Origin of the sequence: Tumebacillus algifaecis (assembly GCF_002243515.1) — a bacterium.
GTDB lineage: Bacteria > Bacillota > Bacilli > Tumebacillales > Tumebacillaceae > Tumebacillus_A > Tumebacillus_A algifaecis.
In genome coordinates this window covers 208,261-225,486 of sequence record NZ_CP022657.1, presented here as the reverse complement: position 1 = coordinate 225,486, position 17,226 = coordinate 208,261, and the positions used below count along the sequence as shown (strand labels likewise).

Sequence of the window (17,226 nt, the reverse complement as noted above, 5' to 3'; positions counted from 1 at the left end):
ACTTCTTCTTGCTTACCATAGTTTCCGCTGCCCCTATCGGATAGAAAGCAATACGAAACAAGGGATGTTCTCTTCGTCTCCGCTTACTCTTTTCTTCTGATCTGAATTGTGCAGACCTCTGTCTTTTTGTCTCGCCCGAACACCTTTAATCGATAGGGAACCTGCATGCGAAAGGCTCCAGATTCGATATAACCCTCATGCAGATTTTCACGCCCTTCCTGAATACACCTCACTGTGATCTTGGAACCCGCCAATCCCTCATATTTGTTCTTTTTCTCCGTCCCCTTTCTTCGTAGTTGTTCATTGACCATGACTCGAAGCTCAATCTCGCAGTTTTGATGTTCGGGCAACTTCGCCAATACATATTCCACAAAGTTTGCCTCATTCTGATCATCTGCAACAAAATATTTGTCTTGAATCACCAATTTATTATCGTAAAAATATGCCAAATATCGAGCAAGAACATCGGCATCTCCGTTCTCTGGCACCTGTAATTCGATTGGCGTTTCAAAGATGGCAAACCACTTTTTCTTCAAATTACCTGCACCGTCCAATGCTAATTGGACATCACGCAACGTGATACTCACAGAATGTTCCTTTGAAAAATCATCCTTCGGGACAAATTTCAAATCTGGATTTGCCCTGCGAAGTTCGTCTGGGTAATCCCCTACGACAATCTTGTCTTTCGATTCGTAGGCTGTTCCAAGTACGGTTCGTTCTTTTTCAGAAGGTTCCCCTTGCACTTTTGAAGAAACGGGTAGCTTCACCGATTTATAAGTCCTTGGACTTTGCACAAGATTGGTCAACCATTCCCTAAAAACTTGTCTAACCGTAGGATTGTTTTGAAAAACGTGGCTCTGTTCTAACTTCTCCCACTCTCGCCCTAGCTCTTTACTGCCAACCAAGATATGACGTCGTAAACGATTAATGCGATTCAATTGCTTGTCATCGGTTGGATTTATCAAAAACAAATCTTGCAGGAACGATTCATCTACTGTGATTTCGAATCTCATAAGCGACCTCACATATGGCTCAACAAGGTTTTTGTCAATTCATAGGCTACATCGAAGAAGCCTGTAGGGAACTCCTCATCAAATTGACCATTCTCGTTCAATTTCAGGTCAATTACATGCGTTCCGTTTTCATCTTGCCTGAAGTAATAGATCCCTACATCCTCCGGCTTGAGCAACTTCTTGGCGGCCATGATCTGTAGTTGCATCACCAAATACATACTGTGCGTTTCAATAAAGAACCTTTTGTCATACTTTTGGCTACACTCAACAAAAAGTTCTCCCAATTTTGCCTGCGCATTTGGGTGTATATGTGTTTCTGGCTCTTCGATTAGCAATACACTGTGCGGTGCAGAAATTACCGATTCCACAATAATTGGTAGCAACTGAGAAGTACCCGCTCCAACATCTACGATGTTGCTTGTGACACCTGTTTTTTTATTTTTTATTTTGAGTGCAAAGTTGTTACTCCCCAGCTCTTCAACTTCTACGGTCTGTGCTAATTGGAACTCGTTCATCCAACGATTAATATCATCTTGAAGTGAGTTATTCTCAAGGCTTCCTTCGACACGGGCATTCTTTAGCCCAATAAGACTGGTCAACATATTCTCACCTTTTGAGCCGACAGTATCAAATTGGAAATTAGTCACGATCTCAGACCGCTTTGGCTCATTCCGGAATGGTTCAATATGAATCATGTTTTCTACGAGGTTTTTCAATTCTTGTTCGATGAAGGAAACTGCGATGGCGAGTGGATTTATAATCTCCCAGTCCTCTTCATCACTCCCAATCAAATTTAGCTCTTGAAATTGGATCAAAAACTTGTATGGTTTTACGATTTGGTGATGTGTGACCGGTTTGCCATTAAGAAATATCTGATGCGGCTTTTCATAAGGTTTGACTTCGTACACATCACCATCTTTAAAGAACACCTTCAATACTTCTAACCTATTCGGGGTTTTCGGTGCCTCTTGAAACACAGAGAACTCGACTCGCTCTAATTCCTTCGCCACAAACTCCGCTTCCTTCTGCGTGATGAAGTCTGTCGCTCCTTTCTGGTCTTTCTTTGAGAATAATGTAAATAATATCAAAATGGTCAACAATGCCGCTGACCCGTATTTAAAGCCTTCACTACTCTGCTCTGGAGTGGATTTCGCTGGTTCGTGGTAATTTGTATCAAAACGGATCGTAATCGTGATCTTTTCATCCACTCGATTACCAAACACCAAGCTAGTAAAATCCCCAAGCCTTTCTGACAAATGGAGGGCTGGTTCGGAGTCTTGATTCGTCATTGTATTCTTTAGAGCGAGCAACCCTTTCAGATAACTCGATTTCCCAGAGCTGTTCGGACCAAGAAAGACATTAATTTTTTTGAAATCTAGATAAGCCAGGTTCTTGAACGCTTTGAAATTCTCAAGGCCAATCCCTTTGATCATGTCAGATCCTCCGCATCTTAACTTAATTTCTACTCTCATTCTGTCCGTTCAGATACACACTAGTCTATGTGAGATTATTTCTTCGCATTCGGCAGGAAAACCTGCTATCCTTGACAGTTCCAACCGATCACTCTATATTCTAATTTATATTCAACACACGGAGGTGATGGGTAAGATGGCAACGACAATTCGATCCATTTCTCATGTTGCCCTCTCGACGCCAGTATGCATGTTCTGTCGCGGGTGATGTCCTGCGGCTTTTATTTGTATCGAGGGGGTTTGTCAGCTTTTAAAACATCGATAAAGGGGTATGATGTATGACAAACTTTCGCTTGATCGCCAAAACAACTTTTTCCCACGAAGAAATCAAGGCCGTCGCGGCACTTGAACAACTGTGCAACGAACGTGAAGGGATCAGCCTTCGCGTCGGTACCGAATCACTTGCCAGTCGTTCGGGTGACAGCCCGCACGATTTTCTTTGCTACGCTGATGAGCAGTTGGTCGGCTACCTCCATTGGTTCACCTTTGACAACAAGGAGGCGGAGATCAACGGCATGGTGCATCCCGACTACCGCCGCCAAGGTGTGTTCGGACGTTTGCTGTCCGAAGCGGAAATGGTGATGCGTACGCGTGGAATCGTATCGCAAATCTTCCTGATCGACGCAAAATCTCGCTCCGGTCTCGATTTCGTCAACCACTGCGGCGCGAAGTACGACAAGACCGAGTATGCCATGACGCTCAACCGCTTCCAAGCGCCGACCACACGCCGCTCCGACCTGCTCTTGCGCGAGGCGACAGACGAAGACTTCGACTTTATGGTTGCCTGCTCTTCACAGGCGTTCGGTGAACCGGAGGCATGGTCGCGCGAGATGCTACTCAACACGTCCACTCCTGATCGCACCGCCTACATCGCCGAATATCAAGGCAACCAGATCTCGTTGATCCGCGTTCTCCGCTCCGAGGATCGGATCGCCGACATCCACGGCTTTGCAGTCCTCCCCGCCCACCAAGGGCATGGTTATGGACGGCAAATCCTCGCCGGCACGGTACAGTTGCTGCTCGAGGAACAACGCACCCACATCCACTTGGATGTCGTGACCGAAAACGAGCGAGCCTTGCTCCTCTACCAAAGCCTTGGCTTCGAGATCACTTCGGCGTGCCAGTTTTACGTCCGTTAATCCAAACCCCCGCTGCGCTGGCAGAGGGGGTTTTTTCATGACTCCCAAAAAGTGTATCGATTCTCCAACGATTTCTCAACAAGAAGTGACAAATAGATGGTATGATGTTGAACTAGATATGATTTATGAATGATACCGGAGGAGAAAATACGATGAGTATCCTAAACGTTGACAATATTGGTCACGGCTTTGGCGCACGCCACCTGTTTGCCGGCGTGACCTTCCGCCTGTTGAACGGCGAACATGTCGGCCTGGTCGGAGCGAACGGCACCGGCAAGACGACTTTGATGAGCATTTTGACGGGCAAGCTGCAAGCAGACCAAGGCAAGCTCGAGTGGTCGAACCGCGCCACGATCGGCTATCTCGACCAGCACGCCGCGCTCACCCCCGGCAAAACGATCCGCGAAATTTTGAGCGACGCGTTCAAACCGCTGTTCGACATGGAAGCTGAAATCGGCACGATCGCCGAACAGATGGCCGACCCGGATGCCGATTTGGAAAAACTGCTCGAAGACATGGGTGAGATCCAAGACCGTTTGGAAAACAGCGGATTTTATATGATCGATGCCAAAGTCGAAGAGATCGCCAAAGGTCTCGGTTTGACGGCGGTCGGCTTGGAGCGCGAAGTGCAAGACCTCTCTGGCGGACAGCGCACCAAAGTTCTGCTCGCCAAACTGTTGCTCGAAAAACCGAACGTACTGCTGCTCGACGAGCCGACCAACTACTTGGATGTCGAGCACATCGAATGGCTGACCCACTATTTGCAAGACTATCCGTATGCGTTCATGCTGATCTCCCATGACGTGGAGTTTATGAACAGCGTCGTCAACGTGATCTACCACCTCGAAGGCGGCAAGCTCAACCGTTATGCGGGCGACTATGAAAAGTTTGTCGAGGTCTACCTCGCCAAGCGCGCACAGCAAGAAGATGCATTCGAGCGCCAACAAGAAGAGATCAAGCGCATGGAGATGTTCATCGCGAAAAACAAAGCGCGCGCCTCGACCTCGACTCGCGCCAAATCGCGCCAAAAGATGCTCGACAAGATGGATCGCTTGGAAAAGCCGGTCACCTATCCGCGTCCGAGCTTCCGTTTCCAAGAGACGCGCCTGTCGTCCAAGCTGGTCTTTGAAGCCAAAGACTTGCAAATCGGCTACAACCACCCGTTGTTGCCGCCGCTCAATTTCAAACTGGAGCGCGGCGAGAAAGTGGCGATCACCGGCATGAACGGCATGGGCAAATCAACGCTGATGAAAACGATCCTCGGCCTGATCAAACCGCTGGACGGCCAAGTGGAGCGCGGCGAGTATTTAGAGCCGGTCTACTTCGAGCAGGAAGTGTCGGAGCGCGGGAATGTAACTGCGCTCGACGATGTGTGGAACTCCTTCCCGCACCTGCAAAACCAAGATGTCCGCGCCAATCTGGCCCGTTGCGGTCTGGGCAACGAGCACATCACGTCCAAGCTGTCGGCGCTCTCCGGCGGCGAGCATGCGAAAGTTCGCCTCTGCAAACTGATGCTCACCCCGTCGAACTGGATTCTGTTTGACGAGCCGACCAACCACTTGGATGTCGCCGCCAAAGAGGAGCTCGCTCTCACCTTGAAAAACTACAAGGGCACCGTCTTGTTGGTCTGCCACGAACCAGAATTTTACAAAGACTGGGTCACCTCGGTCTGGAACGTGGAAGACTGGGCGAGACAGCCGCAACGATAAACGAAGACAGAACAGGAACGATATAGCAAAAGGGAAGCCGCGCTGGCTTCCCTTTTCCTTATCCCAAAATCGTTTTCACGCGTCCGACCTGACCGTCTTGGAGCCGAACTTTGATCCCACGGGTGTGTGTCGGTGAACTGGTGAGGATATCTTTGACGATACCGCGCGTCGTTTTTCCGGTGCGCTGATCTTGTTTCAAGATGATATCCACCTCAAGACCTGGATGGATGTCTTTGCGATTCTGTCCACTCTTCATAAACTTGCTCCCATCTTTTCAAAATGCGGTGGGCAAGAGAGACGACTAGCGCCCGCCGCGACGACCGCCGCGGTCATTTTTTCCGAAGCCGCCCTTCGCTGGCCCTTTGCCGCCCGATCGCGAACCTGTGCGTTCGACGCCGCGAGAATCGGTCCGTCCGCCAGCGCGAGTGTCAGGTCTTGCTCCACCTCGGGTTTCATTTCTGTCACCCGACCAGTTACCAGACTTGCCACCTCCGCGCGTATCCGGTCTTCCTCCGCCTCGGGTTTCATTTCTGTCTCCTGACCAGTTGCCAGAACCTCCACCTCCGCGCGCATCTGGTCTTCCTCCGCCTCGGGTTTCATTTCTGTCACCCGACCAGTTGCCAGACTTGTTACCTCCGCGCGTATCCGGTCTTCCTCCACCTCGGGTTTCATTTCTGTCTCCTGACCAGTTGCCAGACTTGTTACCTCCGCGCGTATCCGGTCTGCTTCCGCCTCGGGTTTCATTTCTGTCACCCGACCAGTTGCCAGACTTGTTACCTCCGCGCGTATCCGGTCTGCTTCCGCCTCGGGTTTCATTTCTGTCACCCGACCAGTTGCCAGACTTGCCACCTCCGCGCGTATCCGGTCTTCCTCCACCTCGGGTTTCATTTCTGTCACCCGACCAGTTGCCAGACTTGCCACCTCCGCGCGTATCCGGTCTTCCTCCACCTCGGGTTTCATTTCTGTCACCCGATCGGTTGCTAGGCTTTCCACCGCCACGCGCATCCGATCTTCCTCCGCCTCGGGTGTCAGATCGACCGCCCGATCTGCCATCTGAACGGCCGCCACGGCGCTCTCCACTGTCACGGTCGTCTTTGGACGGCCACGGCTCACCGTGAGCGCGGCGAAGACCTTCGCCCATTTGCCGTTCCATCTTCATGCCGATGCCATTTTCGATCATCGCCAGCTCTTGGCGGTCGTTCGGAGCCACGATCGTATAGGCAACGCCCTTTTCCCCTGCGCGTCCCGTCCGACCGATGCGGTGAATATAGCTCTCCACATCCTGTGGGATGTCGTAGTTAAACACGTGCGTTACACCTTCTACATCCAAGCCGCGCGCCGCCACATCGGTCGCCACCAACAGTTGAATCTTCGCCTCGCGGAAACTTTTCATCACCCGTTCCCGCTTCGCCTGCGACAGGTCGCCATGCAGCTCGTCCGAATCGTAGCCGTTCGCTTGCAGTGCTTCATTTAGCGAACTCGCTCGGCGTTTGGTTCGGCAAAAGATGATCGCCAAATAAGGCTGGTGTTGCTGAATCAGCTTCATCACCGTATCCTTTTTCCCGCGGTCGGTCGTTTCGATCACGATCTGGCGAATCTCATCGAGCGTCACGCGCGTCCCTTCCACCTGAATGTCTTCCGGCACACGCAGATAGCGATTGGCCAACTTCCGTACCTGCTCCGGCATCGTCGCCGAAAACAGCAGAGTCTGGCGTTCGTCCGGCAGTTCATTCATGATCATTTCCACTTCTGGCAAAAAGCCCATGTGCAACATCTGATCGGCTTCATCGAGCACGAATGTCCGCACACCACGCAGATCGATCGTTCCGCGCGACAGGTGATCCAGCAAGCGCCCAGGTGTTGCGACCACCACATGCATCGCGCGCTTCAATCGCTTGAGCTGCGCTTCCACATCCTGCCCGCCATAGACGGCCAGCACGTTGACGCCTTCTAGGAACAAGATCATCTTTTTCACTTCTGCCGTGATCTGAAGCGCCAATTCCCGCGTCGGCGTCACGATCAGCGCTTGTACCTCCGCGACCGTCGGATCGATCCGCTCCAAGATCGGCAGCACAAAAGACAGCGTCTTCCCCGTTCCTGTCTGCGCCTGCGCGACCACGTCATTACCTTGCATGACGACAGGAATCGCCCGCTCCTGAATCGGCGTCGGCTCAAAAATCGCATGCGCGGTCAAAGAGCGCACCAATTCGGGCCTGATTCCTAGCGTTGAAAAATCTCCCACAACAACACCCCAGTTTCTAAAAGTATGATCGAACTTGCTACTCCTGATAGCGCTTTTTCAACTTCGCATCCAACACGAACGTCCCGATCGGCACCGAAGAGGCGATCAGCGCCCCGATGATCCATTTCGGCGACCATTTATGCACGATCGCCGCGTTGATCACCGCCAAAATAAACAGCATGAACAGCACCCCGTGGATCATTCCCACCACCTGCACCGGCCCTGGAATGTCCATCAGATATTTCATCGGCATCGCGATCAGCAACAACAGCAAAAACGAAATCCCCTCAATCAGACCGATCGCCCGCAACCGCCCAACCGCAGTTTTCATATTCATCGCTTCTCCACTCCCAGCCCTTAATGAACGTGTGTTAACAAAGCACAGCAAAACAAGGGAAGCCGCACGACTTCCCTCTTACTCCTCGTCTAGCATCTCCAGCAACTGACTCAGTTCCTTATGCGTCAGATTGCGCCAATGGCCCAGTTTCAGCCCTTCCAAGCGGATGTTCATCACCCGAATCCGCTTCAGCGTGCGTACCCGATAGCCAAGCGCCTCACACATCCGGCGAATCTGTCGGTTCAGCCCCTGCGTCAAAATGATGCGAAACGTATTCTCACTCACCGGGAACAGTTTTGCAGGCTTGGTCGTCGTGTCCAAAATGTCCACGCCAGAAGCCATCGACTTCATGAAGTCTTTCGTGTACGGCTTGTTCAAGGTCACGACATACTCTTTCTCGTGGTTGTTCTCAGCCCGCAGGATGCGGTTGACGATGTCCCCGTCATTGGTGAGCAAAATCAACCCTTCCGAGTCCTTATCCAACCGCCCGATCGGAAACACGCGATCCTGATGGTTCACAAAATCGACGATGTTCCCTTGCACTTTCATCTCGGTCGTCGAGATGATGCCGACCGGCTTGTTCAGCATGATGTAGACTGTCTTCCGTCTCTTCCGCCGCTCACCGCCGCCGCTGCCGATCTGTTCGCCATCGACGCGCACCACATCTTCATACTCGACCGTACTGCCCATCACCGCCACATCACCGTTAATCGTGACGCGACGCTCTTCAATCAGCTTGTCTGCTTCCCGACGGGAACACAAACCTGTGCTGCTTATGTATTTGTTAATCCTCATCCAGATCCCTCTCTACGCCATTTTCAAGTAGTGTTTTCAAAAGCGCCAACTTATTATACCATTTCATCAAGTAGCGCAGTCACTTCCGCTCGGCAACGTTCAAAATCAGCGTCTGAGTTCTCCACCACCAACTGTGATATCATCCCTTTCCATTTCCTTTTATTTTACAATTCTCGCTCATCTTTGCACAACGAAAAAGCAGGAAATGCTATAGCCCAACCCGAAACAGGAAAGACAGAAATGGAGGTTCGGAAGAACATGACCGATCAACTTGAAAAGATGCGCGAACTTGTCAACGCCAAAAAACTTGCCAACACAGGACAAAACGCCAAGCATCGCCCGCAGAAAAACATCTCAGATTCCAACCGCAAAGTGACCAAACAGCACAAAAAAGGCGGCCTTTTCGACGGCAAATAGTGGAGAGCTACAATTGCCCGCTCTTCGTCTACTCCGCCCGTCATGTGCAGACCATGAAGCGGCGCTGTCCTGTTCGTACAGGGCGTGCAAGATTTCTTTTGATGGAACCGACAAGTCCTTGGGAGTGCCAGCAGGCACGCCCAAGGACTTTTGTCTTTTGCACCAGTCCTCGGTTACTCGATCGCGGGGTACCCAGTTCCCCCTATATGATACCTAACTTTCTACTAAATGGGAATTTATCGTTTACTTTACATACAAAAGAGAATAAAATGTATATATACAAAAATTGGAGGAGGTTGGTCTTCATGATGAACGAACATGCTCTTGAACTCGGCTTGACTGCGCTCGGGCGCACCGGAGAAGAACCTGGTTGGTTTGGCGGACACTATGGGGCCGCTGTGCTGGCCGCTCACTTTATGACGCGCGAATTTGATCTGCCCAAACATGTGCGCATCGGTATTGAAAAGATGGTCGATCATTTTATCGCTACCTATCCTGACCTGTTTGTCCCCTATGAAAACGAACAGGCCGACCCAGCACTACTTGCTCGGTTGATCGACGGTCTTCGAGCCAACACCGCCCGTCTCAGCCACTCCGGTCACGGGAACGCGTACGGTTTCCTCGCCCTGAAAGCGCTGTTGGAACGCCAAGACCTGCTCCTGCCAAGCATCGTGAACGGTTTTTATAACTGCTTGATCGCATCTTCGGAAGGAAAAGGGGCTCGCTATTGGGGGTTGGACGATTACAGCACCTTTACCCTCGATCAAGTCACCGACATCCCGCCCTACCAGAGCTTCGCCGACCTCGTGGAACGCTCGCTCGACGAGTGCAGCAAGATCTATCCAGGACGGACGATCGACGGCAAACGCTATCATTTTACAGGTGAAGTCGAACACGGCCTGACACACGCCCAAGCTTTGATCGAGTACGCTCGCCTCGGATACTCGGAGTTGACACAAGCAGGCCTTGGCAACCACCGCATCCAAATGCAACTTAACCGCCGCATTCCAATCGAGCTGATCGGGGACAGCGAAATTGTCGATCCGCCCTTCACCTCGATCTTCGCTCCCGAATACTGGAGCCAAACGTATGACGACCCGCACTGCCTGAAAGTGCCTTACGCCGCCTTGTTCCTGTTGCATCGCCTGCCGGAAGCCAAGCGCGCCGAGGCGGAGCGAAACGTCTGCAAGATCCTATGTCAGATGAAATAAGCATAGAGCCTGCCCCGTCTTGCATGAGATCGTCTGGGCTCGGCACCCTGTTGCTAAGTGGCTTCATCCAAACCGTGCAGCATACCGAAAGCCGCGAATACCTGCTTTAAGACAGACAGTTGTCACGCATGATCGCCACGGCGCAGAGCGGCAATGTATTCTCCTGTGAACTCGACCTTGGACTCCGGTCCGCCAAAAAGTGTTACACTGAAAGGTGAAAAGAAGCCCAAAGGAGAAACACCCATGCAGCGCTTATCCACCGATGGCACGATCGTTTCAACACAGCCTGTCCATATCAGTCTCCATCCCGAAGTTCACGACCGGGTGGAGATCACCAAGATCACCTATCTCGTTGACCACTTACAGGTGATCGGATACATCGCCAAACCGAGCGTTTCGACTGCTCGCAGCTTTCCCGTGCTGATCTACAACCGGGGCGGTTTTCGTTCGTTCAGCAAAATCAACGACGCCACGCTCGTGCGGATCGCCGACTATGCGGCTCGTGGCTATGTGGTGCTCGCTTCCCAATATCGCGGGAACGCCGGCGGAGCAGGTCGCGATGAATATGGTGGCAGTGATGTCAAAGACCTCTTTGCCCTCGCCTGGCTGGCCGAATCGCTGCCCGAAGCGGACGCAACCCGCCTGTTGATGTTTGGACATTCCCGCGGCGGCATGATGACCTACCTCAGTATCGGCCACGGGCTCAACCTCACTGCCGCAGCAGTCGTCGCAGCGCCGACCGACCTCGCCCGCCGACCTTTGCCGCACGCGCTTGAGCAGTTGTACGGCGGCCTGTTTGGCGAACCTGCCGACAATCCTGACGCCTACCGTGCACGATCCGCGCTCCATTGGCCAGAGCGGCTGACGGTCCCGCTCCTGATCCAACATGGCGGACAGGACCGGCGCGTCTACCCGATCGAGTCGGAACAGCTCGTCGAACGCCTGCAAACGCTCGGCCTCCCGCACCAGTACATCTACTACCCAGATGGAGATCATTTTCTGCAAAATGTGCAACAGGAGCGTGACGAGGCGATTTTCCAGTGGTTTGAAAAGTTCCTCACCTAAGCAAAAAGCCTTCCCCTACAGCTCATCTAGGGAAAGGCTTTTTTTGTGAACCACGTCCAGCTTCGTCGCCAGAGATTACTGTCGTCGCTTTGCGCTTCGCCGCTGGTAGATCGTTTTGGCGAGCGCTGCCTTATGCGTTTGCCTCTGCATCCAGTCGGTCACAGTACACATGGATCGCCTCACGCATGAATGCGGCAAGCCCCGTTCCATATGCTTCATAATAGGCGGTAAAGCGTTCGTCCATCACATACAGATCGCCTAGCCCGCGGAAGATTTCTGGCGTGCAGTCATAGTAATAGTCGCAGATCGCTTGGCGCGTGTCGGCGATCGCTTCCTGCACCAGAGGGTCGGCCGGGCCGTTGCCCATGTTGGCGACGATCTGCTCAATGTTCGCCGTTTGGCGGGCATTGATCTTCTCCCAATCCGCTTGGCTGTACGTCTCGACGCGCTTTTCGGAGGCGTCCACCATTTCATCTCCGTACTTCTCCCGCGCTTCTTGGGAGTATTTTTTCTTATGCTCCTCAAGCGGGGTCGTATCAAATCCTTCAAACATTTCCTTGTCGCTCATTTTGCATCCCCCTTCGATCGATTCTAACGTTTTCTCGACGGTGTCGATGATGTCTTCCAGCCGCTTCTTCTTTTGCAGCAGGATCTCTTTGTGGGCGGCCAAGGCGCTTTTGCGGTCAAAATCTGGGCTGTCCAGAACCTCCTTGATCTCCTGCAACGAAAAGCCGATCTCGCGGAAAAACAAGATCTGTTGCAATCGTTCCAACTCCCGATCGCTGTACAACCGATACCCAGCCGCACTGACCGAACTGGGTGTCAGCAGCCCGATTTCATCATAATGATGCAGCGTCCGCACACTCACACCCACCAGATCTGCGACTTCCTTTACCTTGTACGCCACACCTCATCACCTCCGTTGATCTGATCTTACTCCCTCACGTTGCGTGAGGGTCAAGTACAAGAATGAGAAACGCGCGGTTCTGCACGCAGAAATAAAACGAGTCGGCATCTGCATGAGCAGACGCCGACTCCGTGTGTTATTTCCAGATCACCATACCGTTGCCCAACTTTTGATACGTGTGGCTGACGGAGGCGCGCATGATATCCTTGTACGCCCAATGAGTCGGCGCCACATCGGCCCAACGTTGCGGCTTCTCGACAGGAAGTTCGTTCCAGCCGAGCACCTTGTTAAAGATCACAACCGCTTCCGCACGAGTCAGCGCTTGCGCCGGACGATAAGAACCGTCCGCATAGCCGCTGATCAGTCCAGCATTTGCAGCGAGGAGGATCGCGTCTTTCGCCCAATGACCATTGATGTCATGGAAGGAAGCACTGCCTTTCTCGGCGGTGAGTTGTTTGACTTTGCCAAGCACGATGGCAATTTCAGCACGGGAGACTTCTTGGTTCGGACGGAACGTGCCATCCGGATACCCGACCATCAGCCCGCGCTTGGTGATTTCAGCGATCGCTTGTGCCGACCAGCTGTTGTTGTCAACATCGCTGTAAGCAACTGTCGCCGTCACCGCTTTGATCTTCAAAACTTTCAGCAACACCACTGCCAATTCACCGCGGGTGATGCCCTTGTTCGGCTTGAACGTTCCATCCGGGTATCCGTTGATGTACGGCTCGATCGTGCCTTCTTCCAGCACTTTCGCCTCGAGGGTGAGGTTCGTCTTCACAGCGTTCTGCCCGACGTGGAACACGGCACTTTGGCCGTTGTACGTTTCATAGCCGTCTTTTTCGGCGACGATGTAATAGTCGCCTTCAGGGAACAGCATCCAGCCGAATTGACCGACTATGGACGTCAACTGACCATTTTGGTTCTGGTTGGCCATCGCTGGCAGTTTCGGCAGGGTCACTTGCGTGCCCGGCGTTCTGCCCAAGCTCTTGTTGAGTGCGGTGTCCGCCCAGTAGACGGTCACTTTCACGCCCTCAATCGCCTGCTCGGTGCGCGAATCGGTTACCACACCAAATGGATCGATCACTTGCGCGCTGGCGGTCGCTTCTTTTGAACTGTTCACCGTAAGCGTTGTCGTCTGTCCGGCCAGCTTCGTGCCGTCCGGAGCGATGACATACAGCACCATGCGGTAGCTGCCCGGATCGATCTTGGTCAGCGTAAATTTCCCGCTGGCATCGATCTCAACGCCTGCATGAAGTGTCTTACCGTCCGCGCCGATGATGTCTGCACGAAGGGTCAAGTCAGTGCCGATCAGTTTGGTGATGTTGCCTTGCAGCGTGCCTTTGACCGTTTCATCCACCGGAGATACAGGCGCAGTCGCACGCGTCACGATGATCGTGTAGGTTAGGGTTGTGTGGCTGTCTTGCGCAGTCACTAACACAGTAATCGTGTTAGTTCCAACATTGAGAGCGATCAGCTCAGCATTTCCACTGATCACCGTCTTACTGCCAACCTTTACGTTCGCCGTATGATCGTTGACAGTCGGTGTAACGTCAATGCTGTTGATCGTATAAGGTACGCTCAACGTGTATTTGTACTCGCCTGAAGAAAATCCAGGGGTAAGCGTTCCTGTGCTGATTCCAAGGTTGCTGAGACTTGCATCGGTTGACGGCGCTGCACGGGTGATATTGACGGTGTACGTTTTGTCTGTCGATCCGTCTTGAGCGAGAACGACGATCCTGACCTCATTCACAACTCCTGCAGTTAACGGTACGTTCGTGACCGCTCCGTTCCAATCGTTACCGTCCAACTTCAGCGTCGCGGTAAGGTCTTCTAATGCCGCCTCCACCGTCACGCTTTCTGTCGTATACGGCACGTTCTTCGTGTAGGTGAACTGCTCTTTGTCAAAACCGCTCAACGCAGCTCCATCCACTTTGATGCTGGTCAGATACGCATTGGTTGACGGTGCTGCACGGGTGATTTTGACGGTGTACGTTTTGTCTGTCGATCCGTCTTGAGCGAGAACGTCGATCCTGACCTCATTCACAACTCCTGCAGTTAACGGTACGTTCGTGACCGCTCCGTTCCAATCGTTACCGTCCAACTTCAGCGTCGCGGTAAGGTCTTCTAATGCCGCCTCCACCGTCACGCTTTCTGTCGTATACGGCACGTTCTTCGTGTAGGTGAACTGCTCTTTGTCAAAACCGCTCAACGCAGTTCCATCCACTTTAATGCCGGTCAGATACGCATTGGTTGACGGTGCTGCACGGGTGATTTTGACGGTGTACGTTTTGTCTGTCGATCCGTCTTGAGCGAGAACGACGATCCTGACCTCATTCACAACTCCTGCAGTTAACGGTACGTTCGTGACCGCTCCGTTCCAATCGTTACCGTCCAACTTCAGCGTCGCGGTAAGGTCTTCTAATGCCGCCTCCACCGTCACGCTTTCTGTCGTATACGGCACGTTCTTCGTGTAGGTGAACTGCTCTTTGTCAAAACCGCTCAACGCAGTTCCATCCACTTTAATGCCGGTCAGATACGCATTGGTTGACGGTGCTGCACGGGTGATTTTGACGGTGTACGTTTTGTCTGTCGATCCGTCTTGAGCGAGAACGACGATCCTGACCTCATTTACAACTCCTGCAGTTAACGGTACGTTCGTGACCGCTCCGTTCCAATCGTTACCGTCCAACTTCAGCGTCGCGGTAAGGTCTTCTAATGCCGCCTCTACCGTCACGCTTTCTGTCGTATACGGCACGTTCTTCGTGTAGGTGAACTGCTCTTTGTCAAAACCACTCAACGCAGTTCCATCCACTTTAATGCCGGTCAGATACGCATTGGTTGACGGTGCTGCACGGGTGATTTTGACGGTGTACGTTTTGTCTGTCGATCCGTCTTGAGCGAGAACGACGATCCTGACCTCATTTACAACTCCTGCAGTTAACGGTACGTTCGTGACCGCTCCGTTCCAATCGTTACCGTCCAACTTCAGCGTCGCGGTAAGGTCTTCTAATGCCGCCTCCACCGTCACGCTTTCTGTCGTATACGGCACGTTCTTCGTGTAGGTGAACTGCTCTTTGTCAAAACCGCTCAACGCAGCTCCATCCACTTTGATGCTGGTCAGATACGCATTGGTTGACGGTGCTGCACGGGTGATTTTGACGGTGTACGTTTTGTCTGTCGATCCGTCTTGAGCGAGAACGACGATCCTGACCTCATTCACAACTCCTGCAGTTAACGGTACGTTCGTGACCGCTCCGTTCCAATCGTTACCGTCCAACTTCAGCGTCGCGGTAAGGTCTTCTAATGCCGCCTCCACCGTCACGCTTTCTGTCGTATACGGCACGTTCTTCGTGTAGGTGAACTGCTCTTTGTCAAAACCGCTCAACGCAGCTCCATCCACTTTGATGCTGGTCAGATACGCATTGGTTGACGGTGCTGCACGGGTGATTTTGACGGTGTACGTTTTGTCTGTCGATCCGTCTTGAGCGAGAACGACGATCCTGACCTCATTTACAACTCCTGCAGTTAACGGTACGTTCGTGACCGCTCCGTTCCAATCGTTACCATCCAACTTCAGCGTCGCGGTAAGGTCTTCTAATGCCGCCTCCACCGTCACGCTTTCTGTCGTATACGGCACGTTCTTCGTGTAGGTGAACTGCTCTTTGTCAAAACCACTCAACGCAGTTCCATCCACTTTGATGCCGGTCAGATACGCATTAGTTGACGGAGCAGCCTCATTCACCGTGATCGTGTACGTTTTCACATTGCCGTTTGCCGCCTTCACTTCCACCTGAATTGGGGTCGATCCGTCAGCATCCAACGTGACGGGGAAAGCGACTTCGCTGGTGGCCGTCTGGTTCTTAATCTTCAGAGACGCCCCCGAGTCGGCCACTTTCGCCGTAACTGAAACGCTCGTTGTCCCATACGGAACGCTCACCGTATACGAAGTAGTCGCCGGATTAAAGACTAAACTGCCCAGTGGCGTCACCTGCAAACTGTCCAAGTCGGCGTTGCTCGAAGCGGCACGCTTCACTGTGAGCGTGTAGGTGATCGGGGCAACTACCGGGTCTTCCGCCTGCACTTTAATCTCCACCGTCTTCGTCTCACCCTTGTTCAGCGATACCGGGTACTCGACCCCACTGGTCCACGCAGCCGTGTTGATCTTCATCGTCGCTTTCAGATCATCCAGGGTCGGCTTGATCGAAATGCTGCCCGTCGCTTCCGGCACCGACACCTCATAATCAGGATCATCTGAGTCGAACGGCTTGTTCAGTGTGCCATTCGTCACGGTGAGTTGGCTAAGCTTCGCGTTAGTGGATAAATCCTCCTCTGGTGCGATCAATGTCTTCATTATTGAACGATCACCGCTCGCGATGAACCGACCGCCACCGTATGCGACAGAATTGAAATTCGTGACGGCACCCTGAGTTGTGTCCCGTGTCCATGTAATCGCGTCATTCGAGGAAAGGATCAACGATCCTTCACCAACCGCGACAAACATCCCTCCACCATACGCGATCTTACTCAAGTTATGCGTAGGCGTACCACCCGGCAAACTTCTAGGTGCCCAGGTGACCCCATCTGTGGAAGTCAGAATCGTCCCACCAAGACCAACCGCAACAAACTTGCCCTTCGCGAAAGCAACACTTAACAATCCTAAGGTGCCAGCAGGTAGTCCAGCAGCCGGAATCCAATCTGTTCCGTTCGATGATGTGTAGACCCGCGCATTGAATGCGGTAAGATCCGCTCCTACGGCGACATACTTAGTCCCATCCGTTGCAATGTCGAGGAGAACCACATTAGAGTCTGCCAAACTATGGTTATCCCATGATGCCCCACCTATGGAAGTATAGATCGCACCACCATAACCAGCTACAACAATTTGGGTCCCTTTGCTTGCAATCGCCACCAAATTTTGT

The 17,226-nt window shown here is 52.5% G+C and carries 13 protein-coding genes; 5 read left to right on the top strand and 8 right to left on the bottom strand.

Features of this window, described 5'->3' with window-relative positions:
* Window positions 1-83 precede the first annotated feature (83 nt).
* A complete protein-coding gene (locus CIG75_RS01150; RefSeq protein ID WP_094234980.1) occupies window positions 84-1,013 on the bottom strand; it encodes a hypothetical protein in 930 nt (309 codons plus the stop codon).
* A gap of 8 nt (window positions 1,014-1,021) precedes the next feature.
* A complete protein-coding gene (locus tag CIG75_RS01145; protein WP_172844388.1) occupies window positions 1,022-2,446 on the bottom strand; it encodes a DUF3696 domain-containing protein in 1,425 nt (474 codons plus the stop codon).
* Between the two features lie 317 nt (window positions 2,447-2,763).
* On the opposite strand from CIG75_RS01145, the gene CIG75_RS01140 reads away from it, so the two are divergent.
* Window positions 2,764-3,624 (top strand): GNAT family N-acetyltransferase, encoded by an 861-nt coding sequence (locus tag CIG75_RS01140; RefSeq protein WP_094234978.1) that lies wholly within the window; start codon window positions 2,764-2,766, stop codon window positions 3,622-3,624.
* Window positions 3,625-3,776: 152 nt separating this feature from the next.
* Entirely contained in the window at window positions 3,777-5,333 is a 1,557-nt protein-coding gene (locus CIG75_RS01135; protein WP_094234977.1) for an ABC-F family ATP-binding cassette domain-containing protein, read from the top strand.
* A gap of 58 nt (window positions 5,334-5,391) precedes the next feature.
* On the opposite strand, the gene CIG75_RS01130 is transcribed toward CIG75_RS01135, so the two are convergent.
* The 4 genes from CIG75_RS01130 to rluF all read right to left on the bottom strand — a co-directional run bounded on the left by CIG75_RS01130 (window position 5,392) and on the right by rluF (window position 8,707).
* Window positions 5,392-5,589: a YwbE family protein gene (locus CIG75_RS01130; RefSeq protein ID WP_094234976.1), complete on the bottom strand. Its 198-nt coding sequence runs from the start codon at window positions 5,587-5,589 to the stop codon at window positions 5,392-5,394.
* 45 nt (window positions 5,590-5,634) lie between these two features.
* The gene (locus CIG75_RS01125) at window positions 5,635-7,575 is read right to left on the bottom strand and encodes a DEAD/DEAH box helicase (RefSeq protein WP_227874315.1); all 1,941 of its coding nucleotides are present in this window, start codon (window positions 7,573-7,575) and stop codon (window positions 5,635-5,637) included.
* A 37-nt stretch (window positions 7,576-7,612) separates the two neighbouring features.
* Window positions 7,613-7,912 carry a DUF3817 domain-containing protein gene (locus tag CIG75_RS01120; protein WP_094234974.1) on the bottom strand — a complete coding sequence of 100 codons (300 nt, stop codon included), beginning with the start codon at window positions 7,910-7,912 and terminating at the stop codon, window positions 7,613-7,615.
* A gap of 78 nt (window positions 7,913-7,990) precedes the next feature.
* Window positions 7,991-8,707, bottom strand: coding sequence for a 23S rRNA pseudouridine(2604) synthase RluF (gene rluF / locus CIG75_RS01115; RefSeq protein WP_094234973.1), 717 nt, complete (start codon window positions 8,705-8,707; stop codon window positions 7,991-7,993).
* 258 nt (window positions 8,708-8,965) lie between these two features.
* Between rluF and CIG75_RS20515 the strand changes: the two genes are divergently transcribed.
* The 3 genes from CIG75_RS20515 (at window position 8,966) to CIG75_RS01105 (ending at window position 11,400) form a co-directional block, all read left to right on the top strand.
* Window positions 8,966-9,124, top strand: coding sequence for a hypothetical protein (locus CIG75_RS20515; protein ID WP_157729316.1), 159 nt, complete (start codon window positions 8,966-8,968; stop codon window positions 9,122-9,124).
* 305 nt (window positions 9,125-9,429) lie between these two features.
* A complete protein-coding gene (locus tag CIG75_RS01110; RefSeq protein WP_094234972.1) occupies window positions 9,430-10,335 on the top strand; it encodes a hypothetical protein in 906 nt (301 codons plus the stop codon).
* A gap of 243 nt (window positions 10,336-10,578) precedes the next feature.
* Window positions 10,579-11,400, top strand: coding sequence for an alpha/beta hydrolase family protein (locus CIG75_RS01105; RefSeq protein ID WP_157729315.1), 822 nt, complete (start codon window positions 10,579-10,581; stop codon window positions 11,398-11,400).
* A 130-nt stretch (window positions 11,401-11,530) separates the two neighbouring features.
* Here the strand turns inward: CIG75_RS01105 and CIG75_RS01100 are convergent, their stop codons facing one another.
* Window positions 11,531-12,307, bottom strand: a complete 777-nt coding sequence (locus CIG75_RS01100) for a MerR family transcriptional regulator (protein ID WP_094234970.1) — start codon at window positions 12,305-12,307, stop codon at window positions 11,531-11,533.
* A gap of 136 nt (window positions 12,308-12,443) precedes the next feature.
* Window positions 12,444-16,658 (bottom strand): cadherin-like beta sandwich domain-containing protein, encoded by a 4,215-nt coding sequence (locus tag CIG75_RS01095; protein ID WP_172844387.1) that lies wholly within the window; start codon window positions 16,656-16,658, stop codon window positions 12,444-12,446.
* Window positions 16,659-17,226: the final 568 nt, after the last annotated feature.

Bases quoted from the DNA above. Each gene is read 5' to 3' on its own strand.
- CIG75_RS01110 (WP_094234972.1), top strand. From the start codon at position 9,430: ATGATGAACGAACATGCTCTTGAACTCGGCTTGACTGCGCTCGGGCGC.
- CIG75_RS20515 (WP_157729316.1), top strand. From the start codon at position 8,966: ATGACCGATCAACTTGAAAAGATGCGCGAACTTGTCAACGCCAAAAAA.
- rluF (WP_094234973.1), bottom strand. From the start codon at position 8,707: ATGAGGATTAACAAATACATAAGCAGCACAGGTTTGTGTTCCCGTCGG.
- CIG75_RS01095 (WP_172844387.1), bottom strand. From the start codon at position 16,658: ATGAAGACATTGATCGCACCAGAGGAGGATTTATCCACTAACGCGAAG.
- CIG75_RS01140 (WP_094234978.1), top strand. From the start codon at position 2,764: ATGACAAACTTTCGCTTGATCGCCAAAACAACTTTTTCCCACGAAGAA.
- CIG75_RS01130 (WP_094234976.1), bottom strand. From the start codon at position 5,589: ATGAAGAGTGGACAGAATCGCAAAGACATCCATCCAGGTCTTGAGGTG.
- CIG75_RS01135 (WP_094234977.1), top strand. From the start codon at position 3,777: ATGAGTATCCTAAACGTTGACAATATTGGTCACGGCTTTGGCGCACGC.
- CIG75_RS01145 (WP_172844388.1), bottom strand. From the start codon at position 2,446: ATGATCAAAGGGATTGGCCTTGAGAATTTCAAAGCGTTCAAGAACCTG.
- CIG75_RS01150 (WP_094234980.1), bottom strand. From the start codon at position 1,013: ATGAGATTCGAAATCACAGTAGATGAATCGTTCCTGCAAGATTTGTTT.
- CIG75_RS01105 (WP_157729315.1), top strand. From the start codon at position 10,579: ATGCAGCGCTTATCCACCGATGGCACGATCGTTTCAACACAGCCTGTC.
- CIG75_RS01120 (WP_094234974.1), bottom strand. From the start codon at position 7,912: ATGAATATGAAAACTGCGGTTGGGCGGTTGCGGGCGATCGGTCTGATT.